Raw genomic sequence first — 20120 nt, forward strand, 5'->3', positions numbered from 1 at the left:
GCTGCACGCGTCATCAAACGCCAGACAGCAAAAAGCCACTCCTGAGAGTGGCTTTTTCTTCAACCAGATTGGCTCGCTATTAAACGCGAACGAAATCCAAGTGAACCAGCTTCGGCTTAACCGGGTGACGCTGGATAGCCTTCACTTTAACGTTGACTTCTTCACCGTTGATGACCAGGGTCAGCACGGATTCGTAGAATTCCGGCTTCTCTTGGGCGATGATGAATTTTTTGTGGTCAACAGTGATGGACTGAGCTTCTTTGCCGGCACCGTAGATGATGGCAGGAACTTGGTCAGCGTGACGCAGGCGGCGGCTCGCACCTTTCCCCAGGTCAGAACGGACTTCAGCTTGGAATACGAAAGACATAGTGGTTATCTCATATAGATGAATTTATGGTGCTGACTGCGACCGGTCAGCACCTCGCAAAACGAGGGCGCATACTAGCATGGGCCCTGAAAAGTGACAAGATACCTTAACGCCCCTGCTCCAGCCGGGCAAAACGCTGTTGCCGCTGTGCCGGACTCAGGGCATCGAAGCGCGCCAGCGTCTTCGGCGCAGGGCAGTAGAGGGTATCCCCCGCCTTGACCCGGATGCCGTTGCCCATCAGCGGGCGATTGTCATCGACAATGGCTAGCAGATAGCTGTAAGTGTCCCCCGCTATGCCCGTGACAGTGCCGTTCTGAGCCAGGGTCGCAGCAATGCGCCACAGGGTTTCTCCCGATGCCACCCGATGACAGACCTGCTTGCCACCGGCAGCGGGAGCCGCCAGCGTCAAGGTTGTGTTGACGGATGTCGGTGTGACAACGGGTTGCGATTCTCTCTTCGCCTCGTCTAGGGCGACACTCGCCAGCATGGCCTCCGGCGCCAGCCAGGTTGCGCGCAGATTGAGACTCACCAGCAGCGGCTCGGCTCCATCACGGATGGCTCTTGGCTGACCGGGCATCACAGGCGAAGAAAATTCCGCCATAAAGGGTACCTGACCAGGGAGCGCAGCCTGTTGGCTCTGCCTCTGATCCAAGGCAGGCAGCAGGGGTGCAAGCCCGTAGGCGGCCTCATCGATACGCCTGAGCCGTGCCAGATACGCCTTGGAGAGTTGAGCCTCCCCCTCGAACAGGTCAAAAGGGGGCACCAGCCGGGCCGGAAACAGCACCTGCCAGCGGCCCTTCTTTTTCTTGAGCTCAAGGGGGGGAAATTGATTGCCCCGCCAGGCCACGAACATGGCCGGCGGAGTACGGTGTAGCGGGTAATACTCCGGGTTCAGTTGTACCCAGGTTTGCTCGGCTATGGGTTGATAGCCACTGATGTTGACCATTGCCACGCTTAACCAGAATCCAAGCATCCTTGCTCCTCCGTTAGCCTTTTCCTGGTCGGCGGCAAGGGCCACCGACACGAAGACCTGCCTGTCTCCTACAGCAGATTAGCACTGGGCGATGGCGTTGAGCACCCGTTTATCTGACACCGGATAGGGGGTCCCCAGATTCTGGGCGAAGAAGGAGACCCGCAACTCCTCGATCATCCAGCGGATATTGGCCACTTCGGTCGGGATCAACTGGGATTTGGGGATCTTGGCCAAGAGAGCCTTGTACTCGGCTTCAACGCTCTGCACCTTGAGCAAGTAAACCCGATCCCGGTTGGGGTCGATGGCCAGCTTTTCCATCCGGCGCTCGATGGCTCGCAGGTAGCGCAGCAAGTCCGGCAGCCGCTGCCAGCCAGTCTCGGTCACAAAGCCTTTATGGATCAGTTTGTCGAGCTGGAGCTGAATATCCGACATGGCAAAGGCGGTATCGAGCTGCATCTTGCCCTTGAGCCGCTTCTTGATCTCATGGGAGAGGGTCAGCACCGCCTCTACCTGCTTGGCCACTTCCACCACGGCATCGTTGAGCTCGGCGCGCACAAACTCTTTGAGCCCCTCAAAACCGGCCTCATCCCAAGCCAGGCCGCCATGCTGTGCAATGAGCTTGTCGCAACCGCAGGCAATGCAGTCATCGATAAGCTCTGCCACCTTGCCAAACGGATTGAAATAGAGCCCCAACTTGGCCTTGTTGGGCAGCTTCTCCTGCAGGTACTTGATGGGTGATGGCACGTTGAGCAGCACCAGCCGGCGCTGGCCCGCCCACATCAGCTGCTGCTGGGCCACAGCGCTCTCCACCAGCTGGATGGAGACAGAATCCTTCTCATCCACCAAGGCCGGATAGGCCTTCACCTCGAAGCCGCCGCGCTTCTGGCTGTATTCCTGCGGCAATTCACCAAAGCTCCACAGCGTCAGGCCTGACTGCTCTATGTCGTCGTCCGCCACCTGGGACAGCGTCTCCTGCACACGCCCACGCAAGGATTCTTTCAACGCCTCCAGATCCTTGCCTTCCGCAATAGGCTTGTGCCTGTCGTCCACCACCCGGAAGGTGAGTTTCAGGTGATCGGGCACCGCAGCCCAGTCCCACGCCTCGCGGGGTACAGTCACCCCCGTCATGCGCCGCAGTTGACGCTCTATCTCATCGAGGAGCGGTCCCTGCTCGGGGTTGAGGCTGGCAAGCAGCGCATCGGCGTAGTTGGGGGCCGGTACGAAATTCTTGCGCATCGGCTTTGGCATGGATTTTATCAGCGCCACCAGCAACTCATGGCGCAGACCGGGGATCAGCCACTCGAATCCCTTTACCTCCACCTGATTGAGCAATGGCAGCGGAATATGCAGGGTGACGCCATCGGCCGCCTCCCCCGGTTCAAACTGGTAGCTCAATTTAAGTTTGAGTCGCCCCTGCTGCCAGAAGTTGGGATAGTCGAGATCACTGATGTGGGCCGCATCCCCCTTCATCAGCATCTCCCGCTCGAAGTTGAGGAGCTCTGGGTCCTGCTTTTGTGCCTCTTTCCACCAGTTGTCGAAGTGGCGACTTGATATCACCTCTTCCGGCAAACGGGCGTCGTAGAAGCGGAACAAGTCCTCATCCTCCACCAGAATGTCGCGACGGCGGGACTTGTGCTCCAGCTCCTCCACCTCGGCCAGAAGCTTGCGGTTGTCGCCAAAGAAGCGGTGACGGGTCTCGAAATCCCCCTCCACCAGGGCACGACGGATAAAGAGCTCTCGACACAGCACAGGATCGAGGCGGCTGAAGTTGATGGTGCGCTCATTGACCAGCGTCAGACCAAACAGGGTCACTTTCTCCTTGGCCATGACGGCGCCATTCTTCTTCGACCAGTGGGGATCGCTGTGGTGCAGCTTGATGAGGTGAGCCGCCAGCGGCTCCACCCACTCGGGTTCAATCTTGGCATTGACCCGAGCATAGAGGCGGGAGGTTTCCACCAGTTCGGCGGCCATCACCCACTTGGGCGGCTTCTTGAACAGACCCGAGGCCGGGAAAATGTGGAAGCGGCCGTTGCGGGCGCCGAGAAACTCGGGCTTCTCCAGATCCTTGTTGCCGATATGGCTCAGGAGACCGGTCAGCAAGGCGCAATGTACCGTCTTGAAATCCGCCGGTTCATGATTGGCTTTAAAGCCCAGCTCTTTCACCGTCTGGCGCAACTGGAAGTGAATATCCTGCCATTCACGCACCCGCAGGTAGGAGAGGAACTCCTTCTGGCACATGCGGCGGAACGGGTTGCTGCCCAGTGCATCCTGCTGCTCTTTGAGGTAATTCCACAGATTGACGAAGGCAAGGAAGTCAGAGTCCTTGTCTTCAAAACGCTTGTGTTGCTCATCGGCGGCCTGCTTCTTCTCCATGGGCCGCTCACGGGGATCCTGGATGCTGAGGCCGGCGGTGATCACCATGACCTCGCTCAGGCAACCGGTTTGCGCCGCCGTGATCACCATCTTCGCCAAACGTGGATCAAGGGGAATACGCGACAGCTGACGACCTATGTCGGTCAACTGCAGTTTGGGTTCCTGATCCCGGGTGCCAGGCAGCTCTCTTACTGCCTCCAGCTCCTTGAGCAGGCTCAGGCCATCCTTGATGTGGCGCGACTCGGGCGGCTCGACGAAGGGGAAGGCCTCCATGTTGCCAAGCCCCAGCGCCAGCATCTGCAAAATGACGGAAGCCAGGTTGGTACGCAGGATCTCGGGATCGGTAAAAGCGGGACGATTGTTGAAATCCTCCTCGGAGTAGAGGCGTATACAGATACCGTCCGCCACCCGGCCACAACGCCCTTTGCGCTGGTTGGCACTGGCCTGGGAGACCGGCTCTATGGGCAGGCGCTGCACCTTGGTACGCCAGGAGTAGCGACTGATGCGGGCGGTACCCGGGTCTATCACATAACGGATGCCCGGCACTGTGAGGGAGGTTTCCGCCACGTTGGTGGCAAGCACGATGCGCCGCCCTGCGTGTTGCTGGAACACCCGGTTCTGCTCTGTGTTGGAGAGGCGCGCATAAAGCGGCAGCACTTCGGTATCTCGCAGGCCCAGTTTGTTCAAGGCATCGGCGGTATCGCGGATCTCCCGCTCGCCGTTCATGAAGATGAGAATGTCCCCCAGTCCTTCCTCGGCCAGCTCCTGCACCGCATCGAAGATACCCTGCAACTGGTCGCGATCGTCACTCCCTTCCAGCAGCGGCCGATAGCGCACATCTACGGGATAAGTGCGGCCGGAGACCTCGATCACCGGCGCCTTGTTGAAATGGCGGGAGAAGCGCTGGGGATCTATGGTGGCCGAGGTGATGATCACCTTGAGGTCGGGGCGCCTTGGCAGCAGCTGCTTGAGATAACCCAGAATGAAGTCGATGTTGAGGCTGCGCTCATGGGCCTCATCGATGATGATGGTGTCGTACTGGGTCAACATACGGTCATTCTGGATCTCCGCCAGCAAAATACCGTCTGTCATCAGCTTGATGTGGGTCTGCTCGCTCACCTGATCGGTAAAGCGCACCTTGTAACCCACGTACTGGCCGAGTTCTGACTCCATTTCCTCTGCGATACGGGCAGCCACAGTACGGGCAGCCAGACGGCGCGGCTGGGTGTGGCCGATGAAGCCCTTCACCCCGCGCCCCAGCGCCAGGCAGATCTTGGGGATCTGGGTCGTTTTGCCCGAGCCGGTTTCACCGGCAATGATCACCACCTGATGCTCACTGATCGCCTTGGCGATCTCTGCCTGCTTCTGGCTGACAGGCAAGTTGTCCGGGTACGTGACCTTGGGGACACCGGCCAGACGGGACTGATAACGCGCCTGCGCTGCGTCCAGATCGGCGGCAATGGTCTCCAGCACTGTGATCTGCTTGCCCTCGGGCAGCTTCTTGATCCCGTTCAGACGACTGGAAAGACGACGGGCATCAAGGTTCATGCAGGCTGATAGACGGCGGCGCAGCGCCTCGATAGAGAGAGACAAGGTACAAATTCCTTAATAGAGAGCCCGGCATGGGGCCATATCGACAAGCTTCGGCAGATCCTAAAGAGCGGGCGGGAGCGGTGCAAGCCTTAAAGCGATTGGGGTAGCGATGAAAGCCGGAATAGATCCGGTATGAAGAGAATGCCTGAATAAAAAGAGCAGGCACCCGGCCTGCTCCTGATGACGCCTTCCACTCAACCTGATCAGACCCGGGCCTTGTGCACGAAGCAGGTACCCAGCTGGGCATGGATCGCCTGCATCACATCGTGACGGCTGATCACCCCGAGCAGGCGACCCTCCTCCACCACCGGATAGATCTTGGGCTTTTGCCCCATCATCATCTCGGCCAATTCCAGAATGCTGGTATCAGGCCCGACGGCCAGCACCTCATTGCGCATCACATTCTTGACCTGAGCCACCTGCTCGCAGTGATAGGCCTCTTTGAGCATGACGGCGATACAGTCCTGCTCGGACACCCAACCAATGAGATGACCCAGTGCATCCACTACCGGGCCACCGAGCTGGCGGCTATTGAGAAACTTTTCCACCGCAGATTGCACCATCATGTCAGCGCTGAACGTGATGGGCCTGTGCTGCATGTAATCCTTTGCTTTTAGTGATTCCATTGTGCTTCCCCCAACCAGCCTCCCGGGCGGGAGGCGCAAGTCAGACACTATGTCCGACCCACACCAAGCATAGCTCGCCCAATATCAGGAGATGGATTGCAGCAGCAACAGCAATTCGTTCTGGCTGTGGCAGTCGGTCTTCTTGAAGACCCCCTTGAGGGTCGAGCGGACTGTTTCCACCTTGACACCGCGCAGCTCGGCGATGTCGTTGCTGCTATAACCCTTGCTCATCAGCACCAACAACTCTTTCTCGCCGATGGTGAGGGGGTAAAGGCTCGCCAGTGCCTCGATATCGGGATTGAATGAGTGTTCGGGATCCCGTAGCACCACTTCCACATAACGCTCAAACCGGCTGAGGCCGCTCATCAGAGTGCACTGGATCAGCAAGGGCCTTAAATTGGCCTGACGGGGAATGGACATATAAGCGCTCGCTCCCGGCAACAGGTAAGCAAAGCCATTCAATATCTCTTTGAACTGGCGTTGCTGCTCCTTATTTTGCAGCGAGAAGATACCATTGATGGCCCGCAGCTCCACATTTTCATCTGAGATACGGTTGAAGGCCACATTGGAATAATGGATATGGCCTTTGTCATCGACGATGGCACTGGGCTTATTATGATTTTTAACCAGCTGCTGCAGCTGGTAGTTCTGGGTCTCCAGGGCCAGCAGATTCCAATAATGGTGGCTCCAGGCAGCCAGGCCGGAATAAACCTCTCCCAGTGAGGAGATATCCTGAGCACTGAAATCATCCTGGCTGGCACCACGATAGGTACACAGGCTGCTAAGGCCTCGCCCCTTCACCCGGCAGACGCCACCCGCCGCAAACTGGGCGCCGAAGCTGGCCAGCAATCCTGCCGAATTGGACAGGGTGGTGGCATTGACTATGCCCTGGCAGCCCTTGTCCAGATAATGATTGAACCACACATCCTGGCGATGGTGTTGCACATAGAACTGCTGCTGAGCCTCGGTCAGGCCGCTTGAAAAGAGTTTTATCCCGTCGCTTTTGTCATCATCCCGTAACAAAAATAGCGAGGAACTCCCCGACACATCGGTGCGGAACTGATCCACCACCAACTTAATGTCAGAATCATTAATACCGCACTCATATAACTGGCTTATATAGGGCGATACCCTTTCCTTTACTAATGCCTTCACACCCGAACTCCTAATTCTTATTTTTATTGAGGAGGCATCTTACTCTGCAATGAGAAACGCGAAAAGTAGTCAAATGAACAAAGGTTTTATAACTGTTCCGTAAATAGTAATGATGAAACGACATAAGGGTGAGCGAAAGCGAAAATTTAAAATCCAAGTTAATGTTTTTTATGCTTTTTGTCGCTATGGATTTTTTGTCGGTCTAAAGATTCCTGTCTCTGTGACATCCTGATTACCCGACAGGCCTCACATTTTATCCATTTTGCCATGACAGCGGGTCCAGCCCGGATAAAAGCGCGACACCCTGCAAGCCCGCGGCGCTGCGATACCGGGTCTACGCAGACAAGCCACAGGTTATCTATTCCATCGTTCTGGCGCCTGAACCAAAAACCCTCATCCCAAAGAGCCGGGCAAGCCTTTTGTCGTCTGGGTCCCCTCATAAAAGACTCAAGTTGAGCTTGTTTCTCAATGGTTAATTTTGTGTTTTATTTGTGAAGGTGGAAATGTATTGTATATACAATTTGTTCGATGGATGTCGGACAGGTATCAACCACAAGGAGAGTGTATGGAACCGGAAAATGCATTGATAGCGCCCACCCGATCAGCGGCGGGGATCAAGCTGCTGCTAGCCAGCCTGTTTGGTATCGCCATCTTCTTCATCCCCTTTGAACTGGCAGGCCGCAGCACCATCATGGTGGACCACCTGGCCGGTTTTCTGATAGCGCAGCGCCCACTGGCGGTGGGGTTGATCCTGTTGCTGATTGGCTATGGTGCCATCACACCCTTGCTGGATGGTCGCTGGCGCGCCCGTCCCATCGACCGGCTTCTGAGCCTGTTCAAGCTGATCGGCCTGGTACTGGCATTCATGTATGTTGCCAATCTGGGGCCGGCCTGGCTGATGACGCCGGATCGTCTGCCCTTCCTGTTTGACAAGCTGGCCATGTCGGTCGGTCTTATCGTGCCCATTGGTGCCATGGCCCTTACTTTCTTGCTCGGCTTCGGTCTGCTGGAGCTGATAGGCGTACTGATGCAGCCCGTGATGCGGCCGCTGTGGCGCACGCCGGGGCACTCTGCCATTGATGCGGTCGCCTCTTTCGTCGGCAGCTATTCGGTGGGACTGCTCATCACCAACCGGGTCTTTCTCGCGGGTAAATACACTGTGCGCGAAGCCGTCATCATTGCGACCGGGTTCTCCACCGTATCGGCCGCGTTCATGATCATAGTGGCCAAGACCCTCAACCTGATGGAACACTGGAACTTCTATTTCTGGTCCACCCTGGTGATCACCTTTGTCATCACCGCCATCCTGGCGCGCGTGCCCCCCATCTCCAACATGGCCCATCACGGGGAAACCGACGAACCATTGCCCGCCGGCAAGAACCGCTGGCAAGCCGCACTGGCATCTGGGTTGACCCAATCCAGCATGGCGCAACCCGTACTGCGCCAGTTGCAGGACAACCTCAAGGATGGCCTGCTGATGGCGGCTGCCGTGGTGCCCACCATATTGTCGGTCGGTCTGCTCGGTCTGTTGCTGGCGCAACACACACCGCTGTTCGACCTGCTGGGCTGGCTGCTGTGGCCTCTCACCTGGCTGCTGGAACTGGGCGAACCGCTGGAAACTGCCAGGGCACTTTCTACCGGGCTGGCAGAGATGTTCTTGCCCGCCATTTTGCTCAAAGATGCCGACCTGCTGGTGCGCTATGTCACCGCAGTGGTATCGGTCAGCTCGGTTCTCTTCTTCTCCGCTTCCATACCCTGCATCCTGGCCACCCGGATCCCGGTGAGTGTGGGCCAGCTGGTGGTGATCTGGCTGCTACGCACCCTGCTTGGCATAGTGCTTGCCGCACTGTGCGGCAAGCTTGCCATGGCAGCAGGCTGGCTGAGTTAAGCAAGGTGGCAACACCCCAGTGATGACGCGCAAGCGCGTGCACAAACCAATAAGGCGCCCGAGGGCGCCTTATTGGTTTCGGGGCTGCCATTACACCAGCCCGGCACCGGGGCGCTTAATCGGAAAAAGCGCCATAAAAAACGCAGCTGACACAGATCCCTGTATCAGCTGCGTCTTGGTCACGCTTGATAGGGCTTGCGATGCCAGATGAGGAACGAATGAAACACTCACTCTGCGCCACATCGCAAGGAGCATCAGACCGATCTGGCCCTCAGCCCGCCCCCCTATCGACGCATTGGATTTACATCAGCATCCTTAGAAGGGCAGCTTCATGCCTGGGGGCAGTTGCATGCCACCGGTCAGCTCGCCCATCTTGCTCTTGCTCTGCTCTTCCACACGACGTACGGCATCGTTGACGGCGGCAGCAACCAGATCTTCGATCATCTCTTTGTCATCTTCCATCAGGCTCTGATCGATCTCGATGCGACGCACGCTGTGACTGCCAGCCATGGTGACCTTGACCATACCAGCACCGGCTTCGCCGACTACTTCCATCTCGGCAAGCTGCTCTTGCATCTTTTGCATGCGCTCTTGCATCTGTTGGGCCTGTTTCATCAGGTTCCCCATTCCACCTTTACCAAACATATGTCGTCTCTCGTCTTGAAATCCGGCATCCAGCGCCGGGCTGTGGGCTTGTTCTGTCCTAAATGGGGACAGGCAAACCCCTTTTCAACCGGGCACTGGGCCCGGCATGGGTTTTAACGAATCGTATTCAACTGCTCAGCGGCTCTATGCTCTCCTGGTGGAGCACGGCGCCAAACCTTTGTCTGAGAAATTGCACATTGGGATCCTGCTCCAGATCCCGGCTCACCTGCTCGCGCACCCCCAGATAGAGGCGATGCTCGATCTCAAGGGGGGTTTCCTGATCCGGCACAGTCCCCAGTGTCACCTCCACCTGCACGGCTTGGCCAAGCTCGGGGCCTATGATCTCGGCCAGATCGACACGGGCCCTGTCGCTGACCAGATGACGCTGTTCGGGTTTCAGGGTCAACAACACCTTGTCTCCCTGCCGGGTCATAACAGAGTTGATCGCAAGCTGACGCAGCCGGCCACCGACACCGGTACGGGCAATCAACTCGGCCCAGGGATCGCCGCAATTGACCAGCAAGGAAGACGGGATCAGTCTGGCGACCTCTTCCCCCTCCTCGGGTTGGTTGTCGCTCTCCAGCTCATCCCAGTCTATGGTCTCCATCACGGAGGCAACCATGGGCGCTGGCTCGCTGGTAGCAACTGCTTGGGGCATCACGGGGGCGGCGCTGGACACGGCAGGCGCTACCTGCGCCCTCGCGGCCGGCGTACCGTCCAGATCCCAGGGCGGCAGATCATCGGGGTTGGGGCGAGCCCTGGTGGGCGCCTGAGCCGGGGCAGCCTGACCATAGGCAGGCATTGCACTGGCTCCCGAAGCCGCCGTCTGTGCCACATTCGCCATTGACGTACTGGCAGCAGACTCGCCAAAGCCTTGATTCAGATACTCTTCATAGTCGCTGCCCCCCTCATCATACGCATCCAGCGGCGGCAATTCGTCATATGCCGTCACAGGGGCTGAATGATGGACAGGCACCACAGCCGCCCCTTGCCAGGGAGCTGATGGTGAAGTGAGGGCTGGTTGCGCAACAGGGCGCCCCTCGGGCACAGCCACCGGTTTGATGGGTGCAACACGCGGGGCCTGGGCTGTCGCAGGCTCGCTGCGCAATCGGCTGCGCAGTAGATTGCGCTTGCCCAGCAGGCTCTGCATGCTGGACGCGGCAGACGGCGCGGCTTCAGGCTCAACAACCGATTCGGCGGCTGTCTCAGCCGGCACCTCGGTGGGTTGCTCAGCTGCCACTGCCATGTCTGAAGGAAGGTGCTGCATCGCCTTATCGGCAGCCACAACGGTGCTGATCGGGGCGCTCGGCGCATCCATGACAGGCTGCGCCTCGTAGCCCATCTGCTGCGCTTCGCGCAGCAACTCGTCCTGTTCGACAAAGAGCGGCGCGCTCAGCTCATCGCTGGCCATCTCCTGCTCATCCGTCTCGAGCACGGCATGTGCAACAAGGGGCACCATCTGGGTGGCGGTATGTTCTGCCGACACGGAGCCGGGGGCAGCAAGGGGAGCCACAATCGCAGTGGCCAGCGTCGGGGCGGAGTCAGCCCCGCGGGACTTTCCCAGCTGGGCCGGTGCAGCTCCCATCCCTCCCGCCATTGAGGGTGGCAGAACCGTGAGATTGGCAGGATGCACGGCCTCACGACGCGGGGAGAAAGCCAGCATGCGCAAGCACGTCATCTCCAGCGAGGTGCGACCGTCCGGTGCCCAGGGCAGATCTTTTCGTCCCCCCAGCACGATTTGGTAACAAAGCTGCACCTCTTCCGGGCTCATGGCTTGGGCAAGTTGCAGCAGAGACTCGGCATCGGCCCCCTGCTCCTGCACTGTGGCAGGCAACAGCTGTGCCATGGCAATGCGGTGCAGCAGACCTTCCAGCTCGGCATGGAGCTGATCAAAATCGGGGCCCAGGGTAGCAATTTCAGTGATCTTGGCCATGGTGGCCGCAGCATCCTGGCGCAGGATCGCCTCCAGCAACTGGTGCAAATGGCGATGGTCCAGGGTGCCCAACATGGCCAGCACGCTTTCAAGGCGCACGCTGCCATTGCCATGGGCCAGCGCCTGATCGGTCAGACTCAGGGCATCGCGCATGCTGCCATCGGCCGCCTTGGCCAGGGCCAGCAGGGCACGCGGTTCGAACGGTTGAGCTTCCTGATCCAGCACCCACTCCAGCTGCTTGGCAATCTGGGTCTGATCCAGACTCTTGAGATGAAACTGCAAGCAACGGGAGAGAATGGTAATGGGCAGCTTCTGCGGATCCGTGGTGGCCAGCAGAAACTTCACATAGGGGGGCGGCTCTTCCAAGGTTTTGAGCAGGGCATTGAAGCTGTGACGCGACAACATGTGTACCTCATCGATGAGATACACCTTGAAGCGGCCACGGGCCGGGCGGTACTGCACGTTATCGAGCAGCTCGCGGGTATCTTCCACCTTGGTGCGGGAGGCGGCGTCAATCTCCAGCAGATCGACAAAGTTGCCCTGATCGATCTCGCGGCAGGTGTCGCATACGCCGCACGGGTGACTGCTGATCCCCTGCTCGCAATTGAGACTCTTGGCCAGAATGCGGGCTATGGTGGTCTTGCCGACCCCTCGGGTACCGCTGAGCAGATAGGCATGATGCAACCTCCCCTGATCCAGGGCGTTGGTCAAGGCGGTCAGCACATGATGCTGGCCTACCACTTGTTCAAACGTATGGGGGCGCCATTTACGCGCCAGAACCTGATAGCTCATAAATCTCGATGCAGGGATAACAAGGCATTGAGGCAGAATGCTAACACAAATGGATGTTGGGCTGTATCGGCTATCGGCGAGGTCGGGAGGGATCGCTTGAATTTCAAACCGATGCCCGGACGGGCACCGGTTTCAAGACGCGCAACAGGCTGACGAGGCCTGCTTTGCATACTGGGGGATTATTCGCCGGCCAGTTCGACCAGTGAGACGACCTTGATGCCGGCTGCAGTCAGGCGGGCATCACCACCCAGGGACGGCAGTGAGATGATGAAGGCCGCATCGGCCACCTCACCACCGGCACGGCGGATAAGCTTGACGGTCGCATCGACGGTACCGCCGGTCGCCAGCAGATCGTCAACCACCAGCACCTTGTCACCCGGCACTATGGCATCGGTGTGCAGTTGCAGGGTGTCGGTGCCGTACTCGAGGGCATAGGACTCTTCAATCACGGCGCGGGGCAGTTTGCCAGACTTGCGCACAGGCACAAACCCCAAGCCCATGGCATAGGCGACCGGCGCACCGAAGATGAAGCCGCGGGCTTCCGTACCGACGATCTTGGTGATCCCTTGATCACGATAATGCTCGGCCAGCAGATCGATGGTGGCCTTGAAGGCCTCCGCATTCTCTATCAGGCTGGTGATGTCACGAAACAGAATGCCCGGCTTCGGATAGTCGGGAATGGTCTTGATGCTCGCTTCGATAAATTTCAGGGTTTCCGGATTCATGGTTTGACCGTTTGTTTTTCGACCCAGATGGCCGTTTATCTCATCTTCCCGCCAGCGGGAAATAAAAAGGCCCATCACGCAACATGACAGGCCGACTCCATAGCATTATTGCCGCAATAGCTTAGGGACTTCACTTCTCCATTGCAACTGGCTCCAGTACTGGCAAACGTATTAACCAGGTGAGCAGGATCACCATTATGGCAATGAGCAGCAATCTGACCCACAGCAGAGGCACCACCGCCAGGGACACAGAGAAAGAGAGCAGGATAAAGACGACAGCACGGCGGCGGGCATGGCGGCGAATGCCGCGGTGCAGCTGCCAGTCGACGATGGGCGGCCCGAACCAGGGGTGAGCCAGCAGCCAGCGGTGAAAGCGGGGAGAAGAACGGGCAAACAGCGCCGCCGCCAGCAACATGAAGGGAGTGGTTGGCAGCAGTGGCAGCACTATCCCGACAATGCCGGTCACGAAGGCCAGCCAGCCCAACCCCATCAGACACCAACGTTTCATGGCCGCTCCTTTACAATGCACCTCTGCTTAGCCTAACAGAATTGGCCCAAAAACCGACAACGTCGGCTATCTCCGCAGCAATCTGCGGCTCATCAGACTCAATGAAGCTGCCAACGGCTATCGTCTCTGCAATCCCTTGCCTTCGGAACCAGTTATGCGCGTTATGATGTTCATCCCCTTGCGTTAGGTGGCTGATTCATCCCGACGTGTGGGCTGACGGCTGACAACGCCGGCCATTGCCACTACAATCTGCGCTCTTTTTTCTCCCCTTGTCTTCGGAAGCAGCTATGCGCGTTATTTTGGCCCCCATGCAGGGGGTGCTGGATCACCTGATGCGGGAGGTCCTCACCTCCGTCAACGACTACGACCTCTGCGTGAGCGAATTTATCCGTGTGGTCGATCAGCTGCTGCCTGCCAAGGTGTTTTATCGGATCGCGCCCGAACTCAAGCAGGGCGGCAAGACCCGCGCCGGCACACCTGTGCGAGTACAACTGCTGGGGCAGCACCCTGAATGGCTGGCAGAAAATGCTGTGCGTGCCATCGAGCTCGGTTCACCGGGGGTCGATCTCAACTTTGGCTGCCCTGCCCCCACAGTGAACAAGAGCAAGGGGGGCGCCGTCTTGCTCAAGGAGCCCGAGGCCGTCTACCGCATCGTCAAGGCGGTGCGTGAGGCGGTGCCCGCCCATCTGCCGGTCAGTGCCAAGATCCGTCTCGGTTACGATGACAAGGATCTCTACCTGGAGAATGCTCAGGCTGTCTATCAGGCTGGCGCCAACGAGCTGGCGGTCCATGCCCGCACCAAGCGCGAAGGCTACAAGGCGCCGGCTCATTGGGAGTATGTGGACGCCATCCGCCGCGCCCTGCCCATCCCCGTCACCGCCAATGGCGAGATCTGGGATCACCAGGATGCCCTGACCTGCGCCAGTGTCTCCGGTTGCGACGCCCTTATGGTGGGCCGGGGCGCCATCTCCCTCCCCAATCTGGCCAACGTGATGAAGACCGGCTGCGCTCACATGAGCTGGGCAGCAGTGTTGCAGCTGATGGTGAGCTATACGGAGCAGGATCTGGCGAGCGAGAAGGCAGATTACTATCCCAGCCGCATCAAGCAGTGGTTCAGCTACCTCAAGCGGGAATACCCGCAAGCCGACCTGTTGTTTCGTGATATCCGCCTGTTCAAGGAGACGGATCCCATTCGCGAGGCCCTGTTGCAAGCCACGAAAACTGTGATCTAACCGTCCTTTACTTGACGCATATCATCTTGATAATCCTGTCGCTTCCCTATACTGCCCTGGATTTGTAATTCGTCTGTTGGGGGCTAGTGTGTGTGAAATGACGCAAGCCCGGTTGGCCGTGTGGCGTGAACGCCTGCTGGCTGACTGGGCGCAAGTAAGAGGAGAGCTGATCGATCAGCTCAAAGCCTGCCGGCGTGACGAGTGGGCGGAAAAAGTGGATCACTGCGAGCGAGATCAGCTGGTTGATCTGACCAGTCGTCTCGATTTGCCCAAGGTGGAGCAGAGTGTGGCAAGCCTCAAGCGGATCGATGCTGCTCTCTGTCAAATGGATCTGGGCCTTTATGGTCTTTGCTCCGATTGCGAGGAGCCGCTCTCCATCGAGCAACTCGAGCAGGATCCGACCCTGCAACGCTGTCCGCGCTGCGAAACCCGTTATGACAAGGGGTTCCACGCTCACGAACTCTAAGGGATGCACATTCGTGCATCCTCTCTTTCCGGCTGGTCAGGCTGTCGCTTCTATCCAATAATCAACAACAACCGTGCTGAACAGGGATGTTCCCGTGTACAGAGTCTTGTTGTTATGGTGTTTGTGTTTCACCGCCTGGGCACAGGAGTCACTGAGCGTGGGCTGGTCAAGCTGGCTCCCGTTCAGCTTTCGCGATGAACAACAACAGTTGCAGGGGCTGGACATAGAACTGCTGGAGGCCATCTTCAACCGGGCCGACTTCGAGGCCCGCTACATCGAAATGCCCTGGGCCCGTACTCTGCGCGAGCTCGAGTTCGGCTCCCTCCAGATGACGATGACGGCCAACAAGACAGTTCAACGGGAACAGTTTGCCCGCTTCTCCATCCCCTATCGCCATGAAAGCACAGTGCTGATCATCCGACGCCAGGACAAAGCACGCTGGCAAGGGGTCGACCAGCTATCCGAGCTGCTGCCCCTCACCCAATTCACCATAGGCGTCCTGCGCGACTTTGATTATGGGGCGGATTTTCGCACCTTCATGCAGGCCCCCCAGGTGACGGACCGTCTGATCGTCAGGTTGCGGATGGAGCAATTGATCAAGCTGCTACTGGCGGGGCGCATTCAGGGGGTGGTCATGGATCCCATGGGCATGCAGGAACTGGCCCTCGCGGGCATATCCCTCGATAAACTGACCACCTTGCTCGATATCCAGCAAAACCCCGTGCATTTGATGCTAAATCGCCGCACTACCACAGAGCCGCAGTTGCAGCGCCTTGATGAGGCCATACGGGCGCTGATGCAAAGCCCGCAATACGCCCGGATCCTCGCCCGTTATCACTACCCGCTACGCTAAGGCAGATATAAAAAATGGGCCTAGCGGCCCATCTCTCTTTTGGTGTCTGTTATTGGGCCAGCAAATGACCCACCAGCTCATGACGCCACCCTTGCAGCAACATGGGCTTGTCGCTGCGGGCGCGCTCTTCATCGCTCATGCGCCAGCTCCAGGTGAAGTACTGGTGAATGATCTTCTTGCTCGCCACCAGTTCAGGCGGAATATTGCAGGCCTTGGCCTTCTCTTCCACCATCCCCTTGATGCGCTTGAGTTCAGCCTTGTACTGGGGATAATCCACCAGTCGGCGGATCGGCTCGGGCCAGCTATCCGGCTCGCTGCGCTGGGCCTGGGCCACTATGTCCAGCATCCGCTTGCCATGGATCTTGATTTCGATGGGAGCCAGACCCAATTCGTTGAGGTCGCGCAGGGAGGCCGGACGACGCTCAGCCACCTTGAACAGGTGCAGCTCCTTGACCACGAAATTGAGAGCCAGATCACGACGCACCGCTTCCTGCTGACGCCAGGCAGCCAGCTCGCGCAGTATGGCCAGTTCGCGGCGGCCCAGTTGCCAGGCGTTGATAATATCGAGATAGGCTTGATAGGGATCGCTGCCCTGGGTCTTGCGAGCCGAGTGGTTCTGGCACTCCTGCTCGAACCAGGCAAATTTGCCGCTTTCGTGCAGTTTGGCCATCACCTTCTCGTAGAGGGGCATCAGGTAGAGCACATCGGCGGCTGCGTATTCGAGTTGACGTTCGGTGAGCGGGCGAGCGAGCCAGTCGGTACGCGCCTGATCCTTGACCAGATCCACCCCGAGAAACTCCTTGGCCAGCGCACCAAAACCCACAGAGACACCATAGCCCAGGAAGGCCGTTGCCAGCTGGGTGTCGTGCATCTGATTGGGCAGGTGACCGGCTTCATGCTGGATCAGTTCAAGGTCTTCGCCGGAGGCGTGCAGTATGGCGATCTGCCCTGCCCGACCGAGCCGTTGCCAAAGGGGGGCGAGATCCAGGGTGAGCGGATCCAGCAACGCCAGATGCTCACCATCATAGATCTGGAACAGACCCAGCTGGGGGTAATAGGTGCGGGTGCGAACGAATTCAGTATCGATGGCCAGGGGAACGTCGGCCAGGGAGGCGAGATACTGCTCCAGTTCGGCTTGCTGAGTGATAAGTTGATAGTGCATCGTTGCCTGCGCGTTGATCAGGGCCAAAAGAAAAAACCGTGGATTGACCCACGGTTTTGCATGACAGCGGCGGATCGCCCGTTATTGCTTGGCAATTTCCTCGTCGCGCAGCACGCGCCGCAGGATCTTGCCCACATTGGTCTTGGGAAGTTCGTCGCGAAATTCTACCAGTTTCGGCACCTTATAGGCAGTCAGATGTGTGCGGCAGTGGGCAATTATCTCGTCCTCCTGCAACTTTGCATCTTTCTTGACCACGAAGATCTTCACCAGCTCGCCGGATACCTTGTGCGGCACGCCGACGGCGGCCACTTCCAGCACCTTGGGATGAAGCGCCACCACGTCCTCGATCTCGTTCGGATAGACGTTGAAACCCGATACCAGGATCATGTCCTTCTTGCGATCAACAATCTTGAAAAAACCCTGCTCGTCGCACACGGCGATATCACCGGTACAGAGCCAGCCATCCTGCATCACCTCGGCGGTGGCTTCCGGTCGCTGCCAGTAACCTACCATCACTTGCGGGCCGCGCACCTGCATCTCGCCCGGCTTGCCGAGCTCGGTGATCACCTGACCGGCGTCATCCACCAGCCGGATATCGGTAGAGCAGACCGGCAGACCGATGGAGCCGTTGTAATCGAGCAGGTCGTAGGGGCAGACGCTCACCAGAGGGGAGCACTCGGTCAGCCCATAGCCTTCCAGCAGCGGGGTGTCGGTCAGCCCCTTCCACTGTTCGGCGACCGCCCGTTGCACCGCCATGCCACCCCCTATGGTCAACTTGAGCTTGCTGAAATCCATCGACTGGAACTCGCCGTTGTTGACCAGGGCATTGAACAGAGTGTTGACCCCTGTGATGCAGGTGAAAGGGTATTTTCTGATCTCTTTGACAAAGCCCGGTATGTCGCGCGGGTTGCTGATAAGCAGGTTGTACCCGCCCATGCGCATGAACAGCAGACAGTTCACCGTCAGAGCAAAGACGTGGTAGAGCGGCAGCGCCGTGACCACGAACTCCTTGCCACGCTCCAGCATGGGGCCGTAGACGCCAAGACACTGCTCGACGTTGGCAATCATGTTGCGGTGGGTCAGCATGGCGCCCTTGGAGAGACCCGTGGTGCCGCCGGTATACTGCAGGAAGGCGAGATCGTCATTGGTGATCTCGGGCTTGATGTATTGCAGATAGCGACCCTTGGCGAGGGCCTGGCGCATGGTGCTGGCATGGGGCAGGTTGTATTTTGGCACCAGCTTCTTGACGTATTTCACCACGAAGTTGACGAGCGTGCCCTTGGCCAGCCCCAGGTTGTCACCCATGCGGGTCAGGATGACGTGCTTGATCGGGGTGTCGTAGACCACTTTTTCCAATGTATGGGCAAAGTTGGAGACGATGACGATGGCCTTGGCGCCTGAGTCCTTGAGCTGATGTTCCAGCTCACGGGGGGTATAGAGGGGGTTGACGTTCACCACTATCATGCCGGCGCGCAGTATGCCGAACACGGCAATGGGATATTGCAGCAGGTTCGGCATCATGACCGCTACCCGATCACCTTGGCTGAGCTTGAGCTCGTTTTGCAGGTAGGCGGCAAAGGCGCGGGACTGCTCTTCCAGCCGGCGGTAGGTGATGGTCTGCCCCATGTTGACGAAGGCAGGTTGATCGGCAAACTCGGTCACCGACTCTTCAAACATTTCGACCAGGGAGCTGTATTGGTCTGGATTGATCTCGGCGGGGACCCCTTCCGGATAACGCTTCAGCCAGACTTTTTCCACGAACTTCTCCTGCATAACTAGCACCTGTGCGCTCACTGTGTTGCCTCCGTCCCTGTTCACATCCATTTCAATTGGTTGTTTTAAGCTCATGCTCTAATGCCGCACATACTTACATAGGGCAACATCAATTAACAGCAAATTAACAACAGAAAATGTGAGGAGGAAGACAAACCTGGAATGATTCAAAGCCGGTGATTCTAACGAATTTGACAAAATTTTTCGATACAAACGGCGGTATCTGCCGAATTTTCCATATGAAAATGGTGGTTTCCCGCCAAAACGACCCTTTCTATCCGCTCGAATGCACCATGACGCAGCTGCCACTGCGCCAGCAGACTGGCAAAGCCCTGCTCGCCCCGGATAAAGAGCACAGGACAACGGATGGCACGGATCAGCGCCTGGGCCTGGCCTTCGCTCATGCGCATCGGTGAGAGATCCCACAGGCGGGGATCGCTGCGCCAATACCAGCGCCCTGCACGTTCAACCAGCTGCCGTTCGCAGATAAGGCGGGCAGCCGATGGGGCTATATCCGCCACCTTGCAACGGGCCATTACCGCTTCGTCGATGGAGGCGAAACCATTGGGGGCTCGCTCGCGAGTGCGGCTGCGATTCAAGATCGCTTTACGCAGTTGCTCCGGCACAGTGTCATCGGGCTGGGTCAGTGGTCCCAGCCCCTCCAGCATGATGAGTCGCTCGACCTGCTCGGGAAAGACACCGGCATAAGCAGAAGCGATCAGGGCACCGAGGGAGTGACCGAGCAGGATAAAACGGGACCAGCCTGCCGCCTGAACGATCTGGTAGAGATCATCAAGCCAGTCAACAAAAACATAAGGGGTAGCCTTGTGATCTGAATGACCATGACCCGGCAGATCGACACAGACCAGATGAACATCTGCCAGATAGGGTGCCAGAGGCAGAAAACTGGCGCCGTTGTCGAGCCAGCCGTGCAGCGCGATCAGCAGCGGCTTGCCCTGCTGACCAGGGGCCGGTTGTTCGTTCTCAAGCAAGGCCACCCGCCGACCATCGGCCAGGGTGACCATGTTCTCCTGCATGGTGACAGTCATGAGCAAC

At 58.2% G+C, this 20120-nt stretch carries 16 protein-coding genes; 4 read left to right on the plus strand and 12 right to left on the minus strand.

Annotated features, from left to right (window positions below):
* Positions 1-79: 79 nt before the first annotated feature.
* The 5 genes from rplY to GWQ27_RS07635 form a co-directional block, all read right to left on the minus strand.
* A complete protein-coding gene (gene rplY / locus GWQ27_RS07615) occupies positions 80-367 on the minus strand; it encodes a 50S ribosomal protein L25 (RefSeq protein WP_005311442.1) in 288 nt (95 codons plus the stop codon).
* Positions 368-473: 106 nt separating this feature from the next.
* Positions 474-1340 (minus strand): LysM peptidoglycan-binding domain-containing protein, encoded by an 867-nt coding sequence (locus tag GWQ27_RS07620; RefSeq protein ID WP_275907051.1) that lies wholly within the window; start codon positions 1338-1340, stop codon positions 474-476.
* A gap of 78 nt (positions 1341-1418) precedes the next feature.
* A complete protein-coding gene (gene hrpA, locus GWQ27_RS07625; RefSeq protein ID WP_275907052.1) occupies positions 1419-5306 on the minus strand; it encodes an ATP-dependent RNA helicase HrpA in 3888 nt (1295 codons plus the stop codon).
* Between the two features lie 203 nt (positions 5307-5509).
* Positions 5510-5932 (minus strand): CBS domain-containing protein, encoded by a 423-nt coding sequence (locus tag GWQ27_RS07630; protein WP_005311439.1) that lies wholly within the window; start codon positions 5930-5932, stop codon positions 5510-5512.
* An 84-nt stretch (positions 5933-6016) separates the two neighbouring features.
* The gene (locus GWQ27_RS07635) at positions 6017-7087 is read right to left on the minus strand and encodes a LuxR C-terminal-related transcriptional regulator (RefSeq protein WP_034523647.1); all 1071 of its coding nucleotides are present in this window, start codon (positions 7085-7087) and stop codon (positions 6017-6019) included.
* Positions 7088-7652: 565 nt separating this feature from the next.
* Between GWQ27_RS07635 and GWQ27_RS07640 the strand changes: the two genes are divergently transcribed.
* Positions 7653-8975, plus strand: a complete 1323-nt coding sequence (locus GWQ27_RS07640; protein WP_265455494.1) for a YjiH family protein — start codon at positions 7653-7655, stop codon at positions 8973-8975.
* A 315-nt stretch (positions 8976-9290) separates the two neighbouring features.
* On the opposite strand, the gene GWQ27_RS07645 is transcribed toward GWQ27_RS07640, so the two are convergent.
* The 4 genes from GWQ27_RS07645 to GWQ27_RS07660 form a co-directional block, all read right to left on the minus strand.
* Complete coding sequence (locus GWQ27_RS07645; protein WP_011898717.1) at positions 9291-9620, minus strand: YbaB/EbfC family nucleoid-associated protein; 330 nt, start codon at positions 9618-9620, stop codon at positions 9291-9293.
* A gap of 127 nt (positions 9621-9747) precedes the next feature.
* Complete coding sequence (dnaX, locus tag GWQ27_RS07650; RefSeq protein ID WP_275907053.1) at positions 9748-12345, minus strand: DNA polymerase III subunit gamma/tau; 2598 nt, start codon at positions 12343-12345, stop codon at positions 9748-9750.
* Positions 12346-12524: 179 nt separating this feature from the next.
* Positions 12525-13070, minus strand: coding sequence for an adenine phosphoribosyltransferase (gene apt, locus GWQ27_RS07655; RefSeq protein WP_275907054.1), 546 nt, complete (start codon positions 13068-13070; stop codon positions 12525-12527).
* A 130-nt stretch (positions 13071-13200) separates the two neighbouring features.
* Positions 13201-13578, minus strand: coding sequence for a YbaN family protein (locus tag GWQ27_RS07660; RefSeq protein WP_005311418.1), 378 nt, complete (start codon positions 13576-13578; stop codon positions 13201-13203).
* A 287-nt stretch (positions 13579-13865) separates the two neighbouring features.
* On the opposite strand from GWQ27_RS07660, the gene dusC reads away from it, so the two are divergent.
* The 3 genes from dusC (at position 13866) to GWQ27_RS07675 (ending at position 16129) form a co-directional block, all read left to right on the plus strand.
* Positions 13866-14810: a tRNA dihydrouridine(16) synthase DusC gene (dusC, locus tag GWQ27_RS07665; RefSeq protein WP_059167819.1), complete on the plus strand. Its 945-nt coding sequence runs from the start codon at positions 13866-13868 to the stop codon at positions 14808-14810.
* Between the two features lie 97 nt (positions 14811-14907).
* A complete protein-coding gene (locus tag GWQ27_RS07670; protein WP_021139343.1) occupies positions 14908-15276 on the plus strand; it encodes a TraR/DksA C4-type zinc finger protein in 369 nt (122 codons plus the stop codon).
* Positions 15277-15370: 94 nt separating this feature from the next.
* Positions 15371-16129, plus strand: coding sequence for a transporter substrate-binding domain-containing protein (locus tag GWQ27_RS07675; protein WP_275907055.1), 759 nt, complete (start codon positions 15371-15373; stop codon positions 16127-16129).
* A 49-nt stretch (positions 16130-16178) separates the two neighbouring features.
* Here GWQ27_RS07675 and rnd read toward each other — a convergent pair whose 3' ends face one another.
* The 3 genes from rnd to GWQ27_RS07690 form a co-directional block, all read right to left on the minus strand.
* On the minus strand, positions 16179-17291 hold the full coding sequence (gene rnd, locus GWQ27_RS07680; RefSeq protein WP_042467386.1) for a ribonuclease D: 1113 nt from the start codon (positions 17289-17291) through the stop codon (positions 16179-16181).
* 81 nt (positions 17292-17372) lie between these two features.
* A complete protein-coding gene (gene fadD, locus GWQ27_RS07685) occupies positions 17373-19049 on the minus strand; it encodes a long-chain-fatty-acid--CoA ligase FadD (protein ID WP_096119665.1) in 1677 nt (558 codons plus the stop codon).
* A 197-nt stretch (positions 19050-19246) separates the two neighbouring features.
* Positions 19247-20113 (minus strand): alpha/beta hydrolase, encoded by an 867-nt coding sequence (locus GWQ27_RS07690; protein ID WP_275907056.1) that lies wholly within the window; start codon positions 20111-20113, stop codon positions 19247-19249.
* Positions 20114-20120 lie beyond the last annotated feature (7 nt).

It is taken from the genome of Aeromonas sp. 5HA1 (assembly GCF_029237245.1).
Lineage (GTDB): Bacteria > Pseudomonadota > Gammaproteobacteria > Enterobacterales > Aeromonadaceae > Aeromonas > Aeromonas salmonicida.